We start from the raw sequence: 15708 nt of genomic DNA on the forward strand, positions 1-15708 counted from the left end.
GTCGCCTGTGATGTGTTGGAAGTCGGATCAGTCGTGTAGAGGGTTTAGCGAACCCGCTCCATCTGACCCGTCTTCTGGTTCCACTGCATGAACTGCTGCAGCATGGGCTTTTCGGGAGTGTCGGCCTCTGCCGTCGGCGCCGGAGCGTCCGCGAGCAGCGACTTGAACTGCGACAGCGCGGGAGCCTGCGGCTCGACCCGCTCCGGCAGCGCACTGGTCTGGTCCGCCTTGGCGTCCTGCACGTCGGCGGCGACCGGCGGCAGCGTCTTCATCGACTGCACGGCGGCGACGAAGGACGAGCTCGCGTCGGGCTGGCGCCACACCGGCACGATGTTGACGAAGAACAGCGCGACGACGGCGGCGACGCCGGTTGCGGCGGCGAAGCGGCCAGCCACCTTGAACACGACCGAGCGGCGGTCGCGCTCGCGCTCCAGATCCGGCGGCTCGCGCATGACCTGCGGATTCAGCGACTGACGAAGGGATTCGAACACGGCGGTCTCCAGGCGAGCATCGAGCGGTCCTTGCTGTCCCGAAGCGGGACGCTCGGCCGCCTCCGCTGCCTTGGCATTGTCACCGACGAGAGATAGACGCGCGGCTTCCGGACGTTCGCGCAGCCACCGCGGTGCGTAGTGCAGCGGGTCCTGCGGGTTCATCGGATTCTGTTCACTCAACGAACTCATACGCTACTCCTCTGACGCTCGATTCCGGAAACTGATACGCTTCTGCCACGGTTCGTATGAGAGCTAGTTTCAAACGAAGAGCGGGAGCTGGTCTGCCACTTCAGTCCACACGGAATCACTCGCAGAATCAGACGTTTCGCGTCGATCAACGATCGCACGCCAGCGGTCCCTTCCTGCAAGGCGCCGTGGCACGTTTGCCGTGCCTTGGGCGCCTCTATCGATCCCATGCCCCGCCCCCTGACGAGTGTCAATCGATCGGAACCTCCTAAAGTCGTCGGTTCCGAATTATATGTACGTTAAAGTTATCATCATGATGTGATTAAAATGAGGCATGATAGGTCTTGACGCAGATGCTCATGAATTGCGTCTCATTGATGCCAAGATTGCGCCTTGATTCGATCATCATCGAACTATGTCGGGCGGGCCGCTGTCGATTTTTGAGCGGCTTAGCGTCGATTTAACCATCCGTTAACCATCTGGCGCCGACAGTTAACCAATCACTAAGAAGGTTGGGTCGGATGGTCATGAGTGCCAGCGCTGAAACGGTGCGTCCTGTTATTCGTCTGCGCGGGCGCTCCTACGTAGCCTTCGTGTTTTCGCCGGTGGTGCCGATTGCCGACTGGCTCAGCGAGCTCGATGCAACGCTCGCGGGCTCGCCCGGCTTCTTCGTCGGCAAGCCGATCGTGCTCGATCTCTCCGCGGTGGATCTGAGCCCGCTCGCCATCACGCACCTCATCAAGAGCATCGAGTCGCGCAACATCCGCGTGCTCGGGCTCGAAGGCGTCGAGCAGGGCCGGCTGTCGCTCGGCATGCCCCCCTTGTTGTCCGGCGGCCGTCATTGCGCCGTGCAGGAGATCGAGCCGGAGAAGCCACAGCTGCAGCAGCCGACATCGCTCTTGCTCGACCAGCCCGTGCGCTCCGGCCAGTCGATCGTGTTTCCCGACGGCGACGTCACCGTGCTCGGCGCGGTGTCGTCGGGCGCCGAGATCGTCGCCGGCGGCTCGATCCACGTCTATGGCGCGCTGCGCGGCCGCGCGATGGCCGGCATCAACGGCAACGCGGCGGCGCGCATCTACTGCCAGAAGATCGAGGCCGAGCTGGTCGCGATCGACGGCTACTACCAGACGGCCGAGCAGATCGACGCCGCGTTGCGCGGCCGGGCCGCGCAGGCGCGGCTCGAAGGTCATTCCATGAAGATCGTTGCATTGAACTGAGTAGCAGGAGGATTCGTGACATGTCGAAAGTACTCGTAGTGACGTCGGGCAAGGGTGGCGTCGGCAAGACCACCACGACGGCGGCGATGGGCGCGGCGCTGGCGCAGGCCGGCGAGAAGGTCGTCGTCGTCGATTTCGACGTCGGCCTGCGCAATCTCGATCTGGTCATGGGCGCCGAGCGCCGCGTCGTGTTCGATCTCATCAACGTCGTGCACGGCGTCGCCAAGCTGCCGCAAGCCTTGATCCGCGACAAGCGGCTGGAAAATCTGTGGCTGCTGCCGGCCTCGCAGACCAAGGACAAGGACGCGCTCACCGAGGACGGCGTCGGCCGCGTCATCGCCGAATTGCGCAAGACGTTCGACTGGGTGATCTGCGACAGCCCGGCCGGCATCGAGCGCGGCGCCATGCTGGCGATGCGCTATGCCGACGAGGCGGTCATCGTCACCAATCCGGAGGTGTCGTCGGTGCGCGATTCCGACCGCATCATCGGCATGCTCGATTCCAAGACGGTGCGCGCCGAGAACGGCGAGCGCGTCGAGAAGCACATTCTCATCACGCGCTATGATGCCGGCCGCGCCGCGCGCGGCGAGATGCTGTCGATCGAGGATGTGCTGGAGATTCTCGCGACGCCGCTGCTCGGCATCGTGCCGGAGAGCCAGGACGTGCTGCGCGCTTCCAACGTCGGCTGTCCCGTGACGCTCAACAGCCCCGCGAGCGCCCCCGCGCGCGCCTATCACGATGCGATGCGCCGCCTCCTCGGCGAGGAGGTCGAGATGCAGATCCCGACCGAGCGCAAGGGCCTGATGAACCTGCTCTTGGGACGGAGGGCTGCATGAGCGTGCTGCGGCTCTTTACGGGGCGTGCGGCCTCCGCGCCTGTCGCGCGGGAGCGGCTGCAGATCCTGCTCGCGCATGAGCGCAGCCTGCGCGGACAGCCCGATCTCCTGATGCAGCTGCGCGAGGAAATCCTCGCCGTGGTTTCGCGCCATGTGGTACTCGATCCGGACAAGGTCATCGTTCGCATGGATCGGGGAAAGCATGTCTCGACGCTCGAGGTCGACATCGAACTGCCCAATGGCGCCGACCGCGCCTTTGCCAGCGCCGGCTGAGACGTGGCGAGGCGCGCGCTGATGCGGCCGATCTTCCGCATCGCGGACAATCGGGTCGCCGTCAGCTCCGATGCTGCGGGACCGTGGGATCCGACGATGCAACACGGGTCTGCGCCGTCGGCGCTGGCCGTGTGGGCTGCCGAGCGCATTCCGACGACGTCGCCGATGCGCATCGCCCGCGTCACCATCGACCTGATGCGCCCGGTGCCGCTCGCAGAGCTCCTCATCGAGACCGAGGTGCTGCGCGAGGGCCGCAAAATCCAGCTCTGCGCGGTGCGGCTGCGCGCCGGCGATACGGTGGTGGTCACGGCGACGGTGCTCAAGATCAGGCAGGATGCCGTGCCGCTTCCGGACGATGTCCGCGAGCTGCCGGTCGATCTGGTCGGTCCTGACGATGCGCTGCCGGAGCCCGCGGATTTCTCGACCAGCCCGTTTGTGCGCGGCATGACCCTGCGAGCCGCGCGCGGCCGGTTCGGCGTCAAGGGACCCGGCGCGATCTGGTACCGCGTCGACTGGCCGCTGGTCGAAGGCCACGCCGTGTCGCAGGCGATGCGCGCCGTGGTCGCGAGCGACTTCTGCAACGGCACCTCCGCTGCGCTCGACTTCCACAGCTACACCTTCCTCAACGCCGACCTCACCGTGAACATGGCCCGCGAGCCGGTCGGCGACTGGATCCTGCTCGACGCCGAAAGCTGGATCGGCCCGGACGGCGCCGGGCTGGCGATGGCGCGGCTGGGTGATGTCAGGGGCTATTTCGGCCGCGTGGTGCAGAGCCTCGTGATCGAGAAGCGGTGAGGGGGGCGGTCAGCCGTCCGGATTGCGTTCACAGCGAGTTGGCGAACTGATCACCGCACCGGCGCTGCTTCGTTTCCAACGGCGCGCCGCGGCGAGGTGTTATTAAGTTGGGTCGGTGATCGGCCGTTGCCTGCTTCGTTTCCGATGAACCGATCAACCCCGCGCCAAGCTCCGCTGCGCCCTCTCCCCCCGCTTGCGGGGGAGAGTTGGAGAGGGGGCGCCACGCACACCGCCGCTGGAGCGGCCCCCTCCCTAGCCCTCCCCCGCAAGCGGGAGAGGGAACACACTGCCGTTGTCGCGAGTGAACGAGTTCAACGACGAATGATTTCGCTCTTGCGCCGCCCGCACCGTGTTCAAGAATCGTCCCACCTCCAGCTTCAGCCGGTTGCTGTCCTGTGACAGCGACTGCGCCGCCGACAGCACCTGGGACGAGGCCGAGCCGGTTTCGCTGGCGTCGTGCTGCACCTCGGTGATGTTGGACGACACCTCGTTGGTGCACTGTGCCGCTTGGCCGTGGAGTTCTCAATATTGCTCTAAACTTGAGCAGGCCAAGATGGTCGTATAACTACGACGCGGACTACACGCAGGTGGAACGACAAGCAGGTGGATGGGAACAAGCGTCATGGCGAAACCAACGAAGGCTACGAGCGTCGGCGAGGGGAACCAGTCTCCGTCGGAGCTGATCGACGCCCGGATCAAGGAGCTCGGGGATTGGCGCGGCGTCACGCTCAGCTACGTCCGCGATCTCATCAAACAGGCCGATCCCGATATCGTCGAGGAGTGGAAGTGGCGCGGCGTTCCCGTATGGTCGCATGCCGGCATCGTCTGCACCGGCGAGACCTACAAGGCCGCGGTGAAGCTGACGTTCGCCAAGGGTGCCTCGCTGCCGGACCCTTCCGGCCTCTTCAACGCGAGCCTCGACGGCAACACCCGCCGCGCCATCGACCTTCATGAAGGCGACGTGATCGATGAGACTGCGTTCATGGCGCTGATCCGCGCCGCGGTGGCGCTGAACATGACGAAGGGGAAGCGCTAGGGCTGGTGCATCGCTCCGCGCAGTCAGTATCAACGATCCAGGTCGCTGCTCACTCACCACGTCGTCGCGAGCGCAGCGAAGCAATCCAGGGCCAAGTCGAATCATCTGTCTGGAAGGCCTGGATCGCTTCGTCGTTTCGGGAGGGCCCGCGACGGCGGTGCCGGTCGCCGACAACCTTTCGCAACGATGACCCGTGTGCATCGGGCTGGGAGGAGGCGGCAGCCATGGTTGCGCTCTGCCGAGAAACACGCTAGTTCAGCGCATCCCAACTTCAACGCAGGAGGCGACGATGTCCAGACTCACGCGCTTCCCGGGTTCGCTGCGCGATCATTGACGCGGCCGACCGGGATGATTGTCCCGGCCATGATTTGACCCTTTCGCATCTCATCGAAAAGCCCGCAGGCCCTCATGGCCTGCGCTTGAACCGTCGTGTCATGACATCAAATCTCTTGCTGACTCCCCGCCGGGAGCCGGAGCGTTCCGACCTGCGCGAACGCCGGCTGCGGCGCTATTCGTCTCGTCTGCAATCCCGCGTGCGCGCATGCGCGATGCGACATCCTCATCTTGCCGACCTCGCGTTGAGCTTTCCGGCGCTGCTGTTCGCGTTGGCGGTGCCGCGCCCGGATGTCGATCCGGAGCGGGCGATCGCGTGCGTGATCGCGGGGCGTCCGCTGGCCGAGGCGGCGGCCGCGGCCGGTCTGCCGCTCTGGCTGCGCAAGCTGCCACCGGAGGCGTTCGTCCGTCCGATCCCACCATTGCCAAACGGCGAGCTGTTCCGGCGGCAGATCGGCAACCATTTGCCGCGCTCGCCGAAGCTGATGCCGACCTGGCTGCAGCTCGTGGCGGAGATGGCGGCGCTGGCGCATGAGGCCGCCGCCGTCTGGATCGCTCGCGAGTATCTGCGGGCGCCGAAGCGCGATCACATGCATCTGCTCGGTCTGTGGATCTGGTTCTCGGGACAGCCCGGCTGCTTCGGCCGCGAGCTCATCGAACGGCCGTGGACTCCGGCCATGAAGCTCGACGCCGCACGGACAGCCGCCTTCGCCTGGCGAGCGAACACGACGCTGCACCTCAACATCGGTCAGCGGCCGATCCGCAACATGTGGCTCAACCCGGGCCGTGTGGGTGATTATGAATTCAGGCCGCTCGATGACATCCCGGCCATCGTCGAGGAAGCGGTCGTCATGCGCAACTGCGTCCGCACCTATGATGACGACATCGCCCATAACCGCTCGCGGCTGTGGAGCGTCTGGCGCAATGGCGAGCGCGTCGCGACGTTGGAGACCGGGCTCCATTGTCATGATCCGTTGCTCAACATCATCCAGCTCGAAGGCCCCGGGAATGCCGCCGCGCCGCGCGAGCTGTGGTGGATCGCACGGCGGTGGCTGCACCTGCACGACCTGCCGCAGATCGAGACGGGCAGGATCAAATGGCGCCAGGCCCCGCTCGATCTCGCCACCTGGCGCAGGCTGTGGCGACCGTATTGGCTTGCCAAGCGCCGCATCCCGGACTGGTTGCCGCTCGCACCGTCGCGCGCTGCGTTCGCGGCGTTGTGAGATGGTTGTCGTGTTCGGACGCTCGTTCGACAAAATCAGTGTCGTCCCGGCGAACGCCGGAACCCATAACCCCAGGGCCATATTCGAGGCACGCGCGTTGATGCATCTGGGCTCGCCACGTCCTGTGGTATCGGTCCTGGGTCGCGCGAACGCGCCGATGCCTGCACATCGTCCGGCTTCGTTTGTTCGGCACGACAGCGGGTCGGAGTGCAGACCGGCTTTACGTTGGGCCCTCTGTTGCGCGTCGCGTGGGATTCGTTGTGCCGCAGCGAGGTTGATTTGGCCGACGAGCAGGCTTGCTTCCCCATCGATACCTTCCGGCGCAGGTCGGGCGTCCGCAGCGGCGCGCGCAAAGACGAAATTCGCTCGCGCGATCAAGCTGATTTGGGCTGTCCAGATGCGGAGCGAAAAATATTCGACTTTTCATTTTCCGAAATCAATGGTCTCTTCTCCGCATCCCGCTTCATTGACGAGGGGCGCTTCGCGAACGTCACGATGCGTTGGGGTGGGATGCGGTGGCCGCGATGGGGCGCAGCATGCTTTGGGCATGCCGACGTACGCCACGTCGCGGACGGTGAAGTCGCAGGGTCCTGGCCTCCCGACGCTGAGGTCCGCGCAACGCGTGAAACGCGTTGTCGCCACGGTGGCAAACAAGCCGGTCACCGAGGAGACTGCGTATAAATCGTAAAGCCATCGCGCAGGGAAGGCCGGGTCTATCCGGCCGAACCTGTGGTTCTGCCGCGTGCTTTTTTGCTGCACGCGGACCGCAGGCCTCGGTCGAGGCCTGGCCTTCCCTGCACCCTCCGTGAGTTGGAGGGGAACGACACCAGCAAGACTCGGACGCAGATGCGCCGCGAGGCAGCAATGTCATGTCTGCAATGGGGGCAACGCATTCAGTGTTGTTTGGAGACAGCGGATCGCAGGCGAGTATCGCGCCACACAAAGGCTGTCGTCCCGGCGAACGCCGGGACCCATAATCACAGGACGATGGTCGAGGCACGCGGGTCGCGACGTCAGCGCTTACGACGCTGCCCTGTGGTTATGGATCCCGGGTCGCGCTTCGCTTGCCCGGGACGACAGCGGAGCGCGGCGGCTACGGGCGAGAGCTTCCATCGGCATTGCAAAGCCGCGAGTCTGGATTGCCGTCGTTGCGAGCGGAGCGAAGCAATCCAGGGCCTCATCCGCGGCCCTGGATTGCTTCGGCGCAAGAGCGCCTCGCAATGATGGTGGCGATCGAGGGAGCTGATGATGCCGCTACCCCACCATCCGCCCGCGGCCCTCCCAGAACCGTGCGCGCAGCACCTTCTTGTCGACCTTGCCGACGCCGGTCATCGGCAGCTCCTTGACGAACGAGATGCTCTTGGGCGCATGGGCCGAGCCCTTGCGCGCCTTCACGAGCTCGATCAGCTCGGCAGCGTCGATCTGCGCGCCGGCGCGGGGCACCACGATCGCGGTGACGGCCTCGCCCCATTTGTCGTCGGGCACGCCCACCACCGCACACATCGCGACGTCGGCGTGCTGCGTCAGCACGTCCTCGATCTCGCGCGGGAAGATGTTGAAGCCGCCGGAGACGATCATGTCCTTCTTGCGGTCGAGAATGTACATGTAGCCGCGCTCGTCGCGGCGAGCGATGTCGCCGGTGTGCAGCCAGCCGTTCTTCAACGTTTCCGCCGTGGTGTCCGGCCGCTTCCAATACTCCGCCATCACATGCGGCGCGCGCACGCAGATCTCGCCCGCTTCGCCCTGCGCGACCTCCCGATCGTCGTCGTCGAGGATTTTGACCTCGCAGGCCGCGATCGGGAAGCCGCAGGACAGGAACAGCTCCGGCTGCTTCGGATCATGATCGGCCTTGCGCAGCACCGAGACGGGATAGCATTCGGTCTGGCCGTAGAGCTGCGAGAACACCGGGCCGATGCGCTCGATGCCCTCGACGAGCCGCGTCGGCGACATCGCCGAGGCGCCGTACAGCACGAGCTCGAGCGAGGAGAGATCGGTCCTAGCCAACGCGGGATGATCGAGCAGCACGTAGATCATCGTCGGCACGAACAGCGTGAAGTCGATGCGCTCGCGGGCGATGGTCGCCAGTACGGCCTCGGGATCGAATCCCTTCAGCATGTGCACGGTGCCGCCGCGCATCAGGGTCGGCAGCACCTTGGTGCCGGCGACATGGCTGATCGGCGCCACCGTCAGGTAGCGCGCACGCTCCGGAATCTCGAAATCGGCGAGGATCGCGGTGGCGAAGCCGCCATACTCGCGGTGATGGCGCAGCGCGCCCTTCGACTTTCCGGTGGTGCCGCCGGTGTAGTTCAGGGTCGCGATGTCGTCGGGCGTGGCGAAATTGCGTGCGGTGGCGTGGCCGGCCTGCTCGATTGCGGCGAGCAGGTCAGCGCCATAGCCGGCCTGCCCCAGCGTGAACACGTGACGGAGGCCGTCGGCGCGCGCGGCGAGCTCACCGCCGCGGTCGCGGAACGCTGCCGCATCGATCACCAGCACCTGCGATTCCGAATCCGACAGCTGGAACAGCTGGTCCTCCAGCGATCCGAGCGGATGCAGCCAGGTGATGGCGAGCCGCGACAGCTGTGCCGCGGTGCCGGCGCACCAGGTATCGGCGCGGTTCGCGGTGAGCAATGCGACACGTGTTCCCGGCGAAAGGCCGAGGCGCATGAACACGCTCTGCATGCGCCCGATCAGGTCGATCGCGCCCTGATACGACAGCGATCCGCCGGGCCAGCTGAAAGCGGTGCGCGAGGGGTGACGCGACAGGGTGAGCAGGGTCTGCTCGCAGACGACTGGAAACGTGTGAAGCTGATGGCTCATGGAACGTCCTCCCGGGAGGCCGCGATCGTTGTGGCGTCGCATGGCTTGTTGCCGACGCTATCAGAAAGTGCCTCGCGCTCAAGGCGCGCTTTGCCGTTCCCGGAACATCGCAGCGCGCCCCGCGTTGCCCGGCCGAAGAATTAAGGAGCAAGGCCATGCGCACCTCGACAGCCTTTTTTGCAGGAGCCGGAACGGTCGCCATCGCCGTCGCGGCCGGTCTCGGCGGTGGGCTCATTCTGGCCGAGGGCATGCATCCGAGATCGCCGGTGATGGAATCGACCAAGCTCGAGCGCTCCGGACCGGACGCGCCGTCGCCAAGTCCGACCGCCACCGCGTATCTTGCGGCGACGCAGGCGGCTGCGACGACGCCGATCAAGGTGTCGCCTGCAGCAGCCGAGACGGCGCCTGCGATGTCGGCCTCGGCCAGTCCCGCGCCGTCGCAGCAGGCGGCTGCGCCGGACGCGAACGCTGCGCCCGCGGCTTCTGCGGTGGCGGCCACCACCCCGGCCACCACGTCCGACGAAGCCCAGGCCAAGCTCCAGGAGAAGGCCGCAGAAAAAGTTCAGGACGCGGACCTGAAGGCGCGCGGGGCCGAGCGCAAGCGCGTCGCCGAGCAGCGCCGCGCCGACCGGCACCGGCAATATGTCGAGCGCCGGCGCCAGCGCCGCGAGCAGGATCTGCGCGCCGTCGAGCAGGCGGTGCGCGAGGATACGACGCCGCGCACCTATGCGGCGCAGCCGGTCGGCATGGAGGGGCCGCGCTTCAGCTTCTTCGGCAACGATTGATCGCATGCGGCTGCGTCGTTATCCCTGAGCCGAACAGAGATCAGGGAGGACGCGCCGTGCAGGAGACTCGATGGGCCGGGCTGCGGACGCGGCTGCGCCTGCCGCTGATCGCAGCGCCGATGTTTCTGGTGTCGGGAATCGAGCTGGTGAGCGCGGCCTGCGCCAACGGCGTGATCGGCGCGTTCCCGACGGTCAATTGTCGCACCCCCGACGAGCTCGACGCCTGGCTGTTCCGGATTGCGGATCGGCTTGCGCGCAGCAGCGATACCAGCGGGGCGGCGACTGCGCCGGTCTGCCCGAATCTGATCGTGCATCACTCCAACGCGCGGCTGAAGGACGATCTCGCGGTGCTATTGCGGCACCGGCCGGAGATCGTGATCACATCGGTCGGCTCGCCGGCGAAGGTCGTTGCGCCCTTGCATGATGCGGGCGCGCTGGTGTTGGCCGACGTCGCCTCGATCCGTCATGCCGAGCGCGCGGTGGAAGCCGGCGCCGATGGGCTGGTGCTGCTCACGGCCGGCGCGGGTGGCCAGACCGGCTGGCTCAACCCGTTCGCCTTCGTGCGCGCGGTCAGGGCGTTCTTCGCCGGGCCGATCGTGCTCGCGGGCGGCATCAGCGACGGCGTGGCCTTGCGGGCGGCCGAAGTGCTCGGCTGCGATCTCGCTTATATGGGCACGAAGTTCATCGCCACGCGCGAAAGCATGGCCGATGATCGCTACAAGGCGATGCTGGTGGCAAGCTCGGCCGACGACGTGCTGCTCACCTCGGCGTTCACGGGCCTGCCGACCAGCATGCTGCGGCCGTCGATCGTCGCGGCCGGGCTCGATCCCGAAGCGTTGCCGGCGCGCGGCGCGATCGAGATCGGCAGCGACATCGACATCGCCGCGCGCGAGGCGCGGCCGAGACGCTGGCGCGACATCTGGAGCGCGGGGCACGCGACCTCGGGGGTCACCGACATCCCGTCGGTCGCCGTGCTGGTCGCGCGCACGGCTGATGAGTACGGCGGCGCGGGTGGCCCCCGATCATGAGAGAAAACGTGATGTGTGTCCTTAAGGCACCATTAACCATCGGGTCCCACAATCCGCGGAGCTTGAACTTGGCGGAATCGTGCGATGGGCATCGGGCTACGGCAGGACAAGGAGCGGGCGACTCTCGAGGAGATCCGGATCCGCGTCGGGCATGCTTTGCAGCGGCATCCGCTGTGCCGTAACGTCCAGTTCGACATCATGAGCGTTCCCCGCACCGCTCGTGGTGGGAACTGGACCATCAGCCTGCATTCGGTGGAACCGGCGGCGCTTTGGGAAGCCTCCGACATCGTCGCCGACATCCAGGCCGCGTACGACCTGCTGATGCCGGCCGAGCTGTATTCGGCGGCGTAAAAAAATATCCGTCATGTTCACAGGGCAGAATGGTGGCCTCTGTGTTTCTGTGGCATCGTAAAGCCTTAATTAACTCCCACTTTTCGGCAAGCTGCGGCTTTCCGCCGGGATACGGAGAATTGCGTGACGAAGTCGATCGCTTTTGTCGCTGTGCTGGGCGTGCTGATCGCAGGCGCGGCCGTGACAAGCGTCCTGATGCGGGACAGCGTGCCTTCGGCCGGTGCGATGATGCCGCCTGTGGTGGCGAAGAGCCCAATCTCCAACCGTGAAGCCAAGGGCGACCGCCTGGCGATGGTCACACTTGCGGCTCCCGAGGTGCAGCAGCCGAGTGCCCCGTCGAAGGCGACGCTGCGTCAGGCCTTTGCCTATGCGCCGTCCGAGCCGGAAATGGCGAAGGCGTCGGCCGTCGTCGCTGCCGAGCCGGTGGTGCCGAAGTCCAAGATTCTCGCCAGGAGCGAGCCGGCCCCGGCGCCGCTGAAGCCGGAGGTGCAGAAGGCCTATTCGTTGCTGTCGGACGGCCAGATCGCGGGCATCAAGGAGCGGCTGCGGCTGTCGTCGAGCCAGGAATATTATTGGCCGGCGGTCGAGACGGCGCTGCGCGCCGTCGCGCGCAAGATCCACGCCGGCCGCCAGGGCGCGGCGAAGCCGGGCGCGGTGGCGATCGATCCGGATTCGGATGAGGTGCAACAGCTGAAGTCGGCCGCGATGCCGCTGCTGTGGCAGCTGCGCGAGGACCAGAAGGACGAAGTGCGGCGGCTTGCGCGCACCATCGGCCTCGACAAGGTCGCAGCCGCGATCTGATCGGGGCGATCCACCCGGGTTGAACGTCAAGATGGCCGCCCATTGCGCGGCCTTCTTGCTTCCAGGGGGTATTTTTTACCTCGCCGGCGGATTGGCCTCCGGATGCCCGCCGCTCTCGGCACCGGCTCCAGTCGGCGACGACGCGGGCGCGGTGCGCAGGTCCGGCCGGGCCCGCCGCGATCTCGCGGTTGTGTCGCGAGCGCAGGAAGGCCAGGAACGCGCCGGCGGCAATGATGATCGCGGCCGCGAGCGTGAAACATCAGCCAGCTGATGGGTTGATCGCCTTGCACGTCGAACATCCGTCGTGTGAGGGGCGCACGACGTGCAGTTACGTCAAACCCGCATGACAATCTTTGTTCGTTGCAATCGTCGGTGGCGGGAAAGGTTTCCCGCCCGGCCCCAGAAATCTCGCCTCAGCGCCCTTCGCCCGCGGCCCACAGCGCGTCGAGCCCGGCACGATACGTCGGGTAAGCGAAGTCGACGCCGAGCTCCTGCTTGGCGCGGACGTTCCGGATGCGGCGGTTGCTGGCATAGAAGCTCCGCGCCATCGGCGACAGCTCGGCGCGGTCGAACGGCAGCTCGGGCGGCGGCGCGATGCCCATCAGCGCGGCGGCGTAGGCGATGACATCCTGCGGCGGCGCCGGCTCGTCGTCGACAATGTTCCAGGCGCCGCCTTGCCGGCGCTCGATCGCGCCCATGATCGCGCGGCCCGCATCATCGACATGGATGCGGTTGAACACCTGTCCCGGCTTGACGATGCGCCGCGCCCGCCCGGCCCGCAGCTCGACCAGCGCATTGCGGCCCGGCCCGTAGATGCCGCCGAGCCGGAGCACCGCGAGCCGGTCGCCGATCCGCGCGCGCCAGTCCTGCTCGACGCGGACCCGGGCCTGCACCCGGTCGTGCTCAGGCGCCAGCGGCGTGTCCTCGTCGATCCAGCCGCCCTGATGGTCGCCATAGACGCCGACAGTCGAGAGATAGACTACGCGGCGCGCGCGCCCTGCCGTGATGGTGTCGCCGAACGTGGCCAGCACCGGGTCGTCGCCGGCTCCCGGAGGCACCGAGATCAGCACGACGTCGGCGCCCGCGGCTTTCGCCAGCGTCGCGGCCGGCGCCGTGCCGTCGAACAGGTCGATGTCATCAGGCGCCAGCTGCGCGCGCTTGTCGGCGCCGCGCACCGTGCCGCCGACGCGCGCGAACGCGCCGCGGTGCAGTTCGACGAAGCGCTGCGCGGTGTAGCCGAAGCCGATGACGAAGAGGTTCATGGATGCCGTTCACCCGGATGGCGCGAAGAAGCGAGTCTCCGAGTTACCCGGCGCCGGGTGGCCCGCGCAATTCAAATGACGCGTGCGGAGGTCACAGCCTGCGCCCCTGGCGGTGCTGGCCTGCCGCCCTTGTTATGGCTCCCGTCATGGTCCATGTCGTATGATCAGGTGACAGGAGATGGACTGCCACGATGAATTTCCATTCGATCTACCGGCACGGTTTTGCCCGCGTCGCCGCCTGCGTCACCGCCTCCAGCGTCGCCAACCCCACCGCCAACGCGGCGGCGATCCTGGCGGCGGCGCGCGCCTGCCATGACCAGGGGGCGGCGGTCGCGGTGTTTCCAGAGCTCTGCCTGTCCGGCTACGCGATCGAGGACCTGGTCAAGCAGGATCCGCTGCTCGACGCCGTCCAGCGCGGCCTGCTCACCTTGGTCGAAGCCTCGCACGACCTGATGCCGGTCATGATCGTCGGCGCGCCGCTGCGCTTTGCGCATCGCGTCTACAATTGCGCCGTCGTGATCCATCGCGGCGAGGTACTCGGCGTCATCCCGAAGAGCTACCTGCCGACCTATCGCGAATTCTACGAAGGCCGTCACTTCGCCTCCGGCGCCGGCATCCGCGGCGAGATGATCGAGGTCGCCGAGACCATGGCGCCGTTCGGCACGGATCTGCTGTTCGCCGCCGCTGACGTCGCCGGGCTCGTCATCGGCGTCGAGATCTGCGAGGACATGTGGATTCCGGTGACGCCGGCGTCCGAGCTGGCGCTCGCCGGCGCCACCGTGCTCGCCAATCTCTCGGGCAGCCCGATCACGGTCGGCCGCGCCGAGTCACGCTCACTCTTGTGCCGCTCGACCTCGGCGCGCTGCCTCGCAGCCTATGTCTATGCGGCGGCGGGCGTCGGCGAATCCACCACGGATCTCGCCTGGGACGGCCAGACCTCGATCTTCGAGAACGGCGTGCTGCTGGCCGAGAGCGAGCGCTTCCGCCAGATCGGCCAGACCATCTTCGCCGATATCGATCTCGATCTGCTGCGTCAGGAGCGGGCGCTGATGGGCACGTTCGACGACAATGCGCGCGCGCAACGCGCCGGCGTGCACTACCGCCGCATCGGCTTCGAGCTGCAGCCGACCCTCGATGACATCGGCTTCATGCGCAGCATCGAGCGCTTTCCGTTCGTGCCGAGTGATCCGGCGAGGCTCGATCAGGACTGCTACGAGGCCTACAACATCCAAGTCGCGGGTCTCGTCCAGCGGCTGCGCGCCACCGGCACAAAGCGCATCGTGATCGGCGTCTCCGGCGGGCTCGATTCCACGCATGCGCTGATCGTCGCCGCCAAGGCGATGGACCTGCTCGGCCTGCCGCGCACCAACATCCTCGCCTATACGATGCCGGGCTTTGCGACCGGCGCGCAAAGCAAGTCCTACGCGCATGCGCTGATGACGTCGCTTCAAGTCAGTGCCGCCGAGCTCGACATCCGCCCCGCCGCGACGCAGATGCTGAAGGACATCGGCCATCCCTTCGGCCGCGGCGAACAGGTCTACGACGTCACCTTCGAGAACGTGCAGGCGGGCCTGCGCACCGACTACCTGTTCCGCCTCGCCAATGATCGCGGCGGCCTCGTGCTCGGCACCGGCGATCTCTCCGAGCTCGCGCTGGGCTGGTGCACCTATGGCGTCGGCGATCAGATGGCGCACTACAACGTCAATGCCGGCGTGCCGAAGACCTTGATCCAGCATCTCATCCGCTGGGTGATCGCCTCGCATCAGTTCTCCGCCGAAGTGGACCGCACGCTCGAGGCGGTGCTTTCAGCGGAGATCTCGCCGGAGCTGGTGCCGGTGAAGGAGGGCGAGACGCCGCAGAGCACGCAGGCCGCGATTGGCCCCTATGAGCTGCAGGACTTCAACCTGTTCTACACGCTGCGCTACGGCATGCGCCCCTCGAAGATCGCCTTCATGGCCCATCACGCCTGGAAAGATGCGGGCGACGGCGCCTGGCCGCCGGGCTTTCCCGCCGACAAGCGTCACGCCTACACGCTCGGCGAGATCAGGAAGTGGCTGGAGGTGTTCCTCAAGCGCTTCTTCGCCTTCAGCCAGTTCAAGCGCTCGGCAATGCCGAACGGCCCGAAAGTGGTCGCCGGCGGCGCCCTGTCGCCGCGCGGCGACTGGCGCGCGCCGTCGGACGGCAACGCCACCGCGTGGCTGGAGGATCTGGAGCGCAACGTGCCCAAGTGACGACCATCTTGCTCGGCCGCCGCGCTTGCCATATCCGAGACGTG

The 15708-nt window shown here is 66.6% G+C and carries 15 protein-coding genes and 1 pseudogene; 12 read left to right on the top strand and 4 right to left on the bottom strand.

The genetic code is table 11. The annotated features are described in order from the left end of the window. Nucleotides 1-44: 44 nt before the first annotated feature. The gene (locus QX126_RS19245) at nt 45-680 is read right to left on the bottom strand and encodes a hypothetical protein (protein ID WP_315736138.1); all 636 of its coding nucleotides are present in this window, start codon (nt 678-680) and stop codon (nt 45-47) included. A 524-nt stretch (nt 681-1204) separates the two neighbouring features. Here QX126_RS19245 and minC point away from each other — a divergent pair. From minC to QX126_RS19265, 4 genes are read left to right on the top strand one after another with little or no spacing between them, the layout of a single operon-like run. Next, nucleotides 1205-1894 (top strand): septum site-determining protein MinC, encoded by a 690-nt coding sequence (gene minC, locus QX126_RS19250; protein WP_409999111.1) that lies wholly within the window; start codon nt 1205-1207, stop codon nt 1892-1894. Nucleotides 1895-1914: 20 nt separating this feature from the next. Next, nucleotides 1915-2730, top strand: coding sequence for a septum site-determining protein MinD (gene minD / locus QX126_RS19255; RefSeq protein WP_315736140.1), 816 nt, complete (start codon nt 1915-1917; stop codon nt 2728-2730). Further along, nucleotides 2727-3002, top strand: coding sequence for a cell division topological specificity factor MinE (minE, locus tag QX126_RS19260; RefSeq protein ID WP_315716282.1), 276 nt, complete (start codon nt 2727-2729; stop codon nt 3000-3002). Before minD ends, minE begins: the two co-directional genes overlap by 4 nt. A 21-nt stretch (nt 3003-3023) precedes the next feature. Continuing rightward, complete coding sequence (locus QX126_RS19265; RefSeq protein WP_315736141.1) at nt 3024-3797, top strand: thioesterase family protein; 774 nt, start codon at nt 3024-3026, stop codon at nt 3795-3797. 336 nt (nt 3798-4133) lie between these two features. On the opposite strand, the pseudogene QX126_RS19270 reads toward QX126_RS19265, so the two are convergent. Beyond that, nucleotides 4134-4307, bottom strand: a pseudogene (locus QX126_RS19270) (methyl-accepting chemotaxis protein); the annotation flags it as partial. A 112-nt stretch (nt 4308-4419) separates the two neighbouring features. On the opposite strand from QX126_RS19270, the gene QX126_RS19275 reads away from it, so the two are divergent. Continuing rightward, complete coding sequence (locus QX126_RS19275; RefSeq protein ID WP_315782958.1) at nt 4420-4833, top strand: DUF1801 domain-containing protein; 414 nt, start codon at nt 4420-4422, stop codon at nt 4831-4833. A 548-nt stretch (nt 4834-5381) separates the two neighbouring features. Further along, nucleotides 5382-6389 carry a hypothetical protein gene (locus QX126_RS19280; RefSeq protein ID WP_315782959.1) on the top strand — a complete coding sequence of 336 codons (1008 nt, stop codon included), beginning with the start codon at nt 5382-5384 and terminating at the stop codon, nt 6387-6389. A gap of 1254 nt (nt 6390-7643) precedes the next feature. On the opposite strand, the gene QX126_RS19285 is transcribed toward QX126_RS19280, so the two are convergent. Then, nucleotides 7644-9206 (bottom strand): AMP-binding protein, encoded by a 1563-nt coding sequence (locus QX126_RS19285; RefSeq protein WP_315782960.1) that lies wholly within the window; start codon nt 9204-9206, stop codon nt 7644-7646. A 155-nt stretch (nt 9207-9361) separates the two neighbouring features. Between QX126_RS19285 and QX126_RS19290 the strand changes: the two genes are divergently transcribed. The 5 genes from QX126_RS19290 (at nt 9362) to QX126_RS19310 (ending at nt 12442) form a co-directional block, all read left to right on the top strand. Next, the gene (locus tag QX126_RS19290; protein ID WP_315782961.1) at nt 9362-9991 is read left to right on the top strand and encodes a hypothetical protein; all 630 of its coding nucleotides are present in this window, start codon (nt 9362-9364) and stop codon (nt 9989-9991) included. A 56-nt stretch (nt 9992-10047) separates the two neighbouring features. Beyond that, on the top strand, nt 10048-11019 hold the full coding sequence (locus QX126_RS19295) for a nitronate monooxygenase (RefSeq protein WP_315782962.1): 972 nt from the start codon (nt 10048-10050) through the stop codon (nt 11017-11019). Between the two features lie 84 nt (nt 11020-11103). Then, a complete protein-coding gene (locus QX126_RS19300) occupies nt 11104-11370 on the top strand; it encodes a hypothetical protein (RefSeq protein WP_315758836.1) in 267 nt (88 codons plus the stop codon). A gap of 180 nt (nt 11371-11550) precedes the next feature. Beyond that, the gene (locus tag QX126_RS19305) at nt 11551-12171 is read left to right on the top strand and encodes a hypothetical protein (protein WP_315737021.1); all 621 of its coding nucleotides are present in this window, start codon (nt 11551-11553) and stop codon (nt 12169-12171) included. 19 nt (nt 12172-12190) lie between these two features. Then, nucleotides 12191-12442: a hypothetical protein gene (locus tag QX126_RS19310; protein WP_315782964.1), complete on the top strand. Its 252-nt coding sequence runs from the start codon at nt 12191-12193 to the stop codon at nt 12440-12442. A 142-nt stretch (nt 12443-12584) separates the two neighbouring features. Here the strand turns inward: QX126_RS19310 and QX126_RS19315 are convergent, their stop codons facing one another. Continuing rightward, nucleotides 12585-13433: an SDR family oxidoreductase gene (locus QX126_RS19315; protein WP_315782966.1), complete on the bottom strand. Its 849-nt coding sequence runs from the start codon at nt 13431-13433 to the stop codon at nt 12585-12587. A gap of 191 nt (nt 13434-13624) precedes the next feature. Between QX126_RS19315 and QX126_RS19320 the strand changes: the two genes are divergently transcribed. Beyond that, nucleotides 13625-15664, top strand: a complete 2040-nt coding sequence (locus QX126_RS19320; RefSeq protein WP_315782968.1) for an NAD(+) synthase — start codon at nt 13625-13627, stop codon at nt 15662-15664. Nucleotides 15665-15708: the final 44 nt, after the last annotated feature.

The organism is Bradyrhizobium sp. SZCCHNPS1003, from assembly GCF_032381555.1.
GTDB lineage: Bacteria > Pseudomonadota > Alphaproteobacteria > Rhizobiales > Xanthobacteraceae > Bradyrhizobium.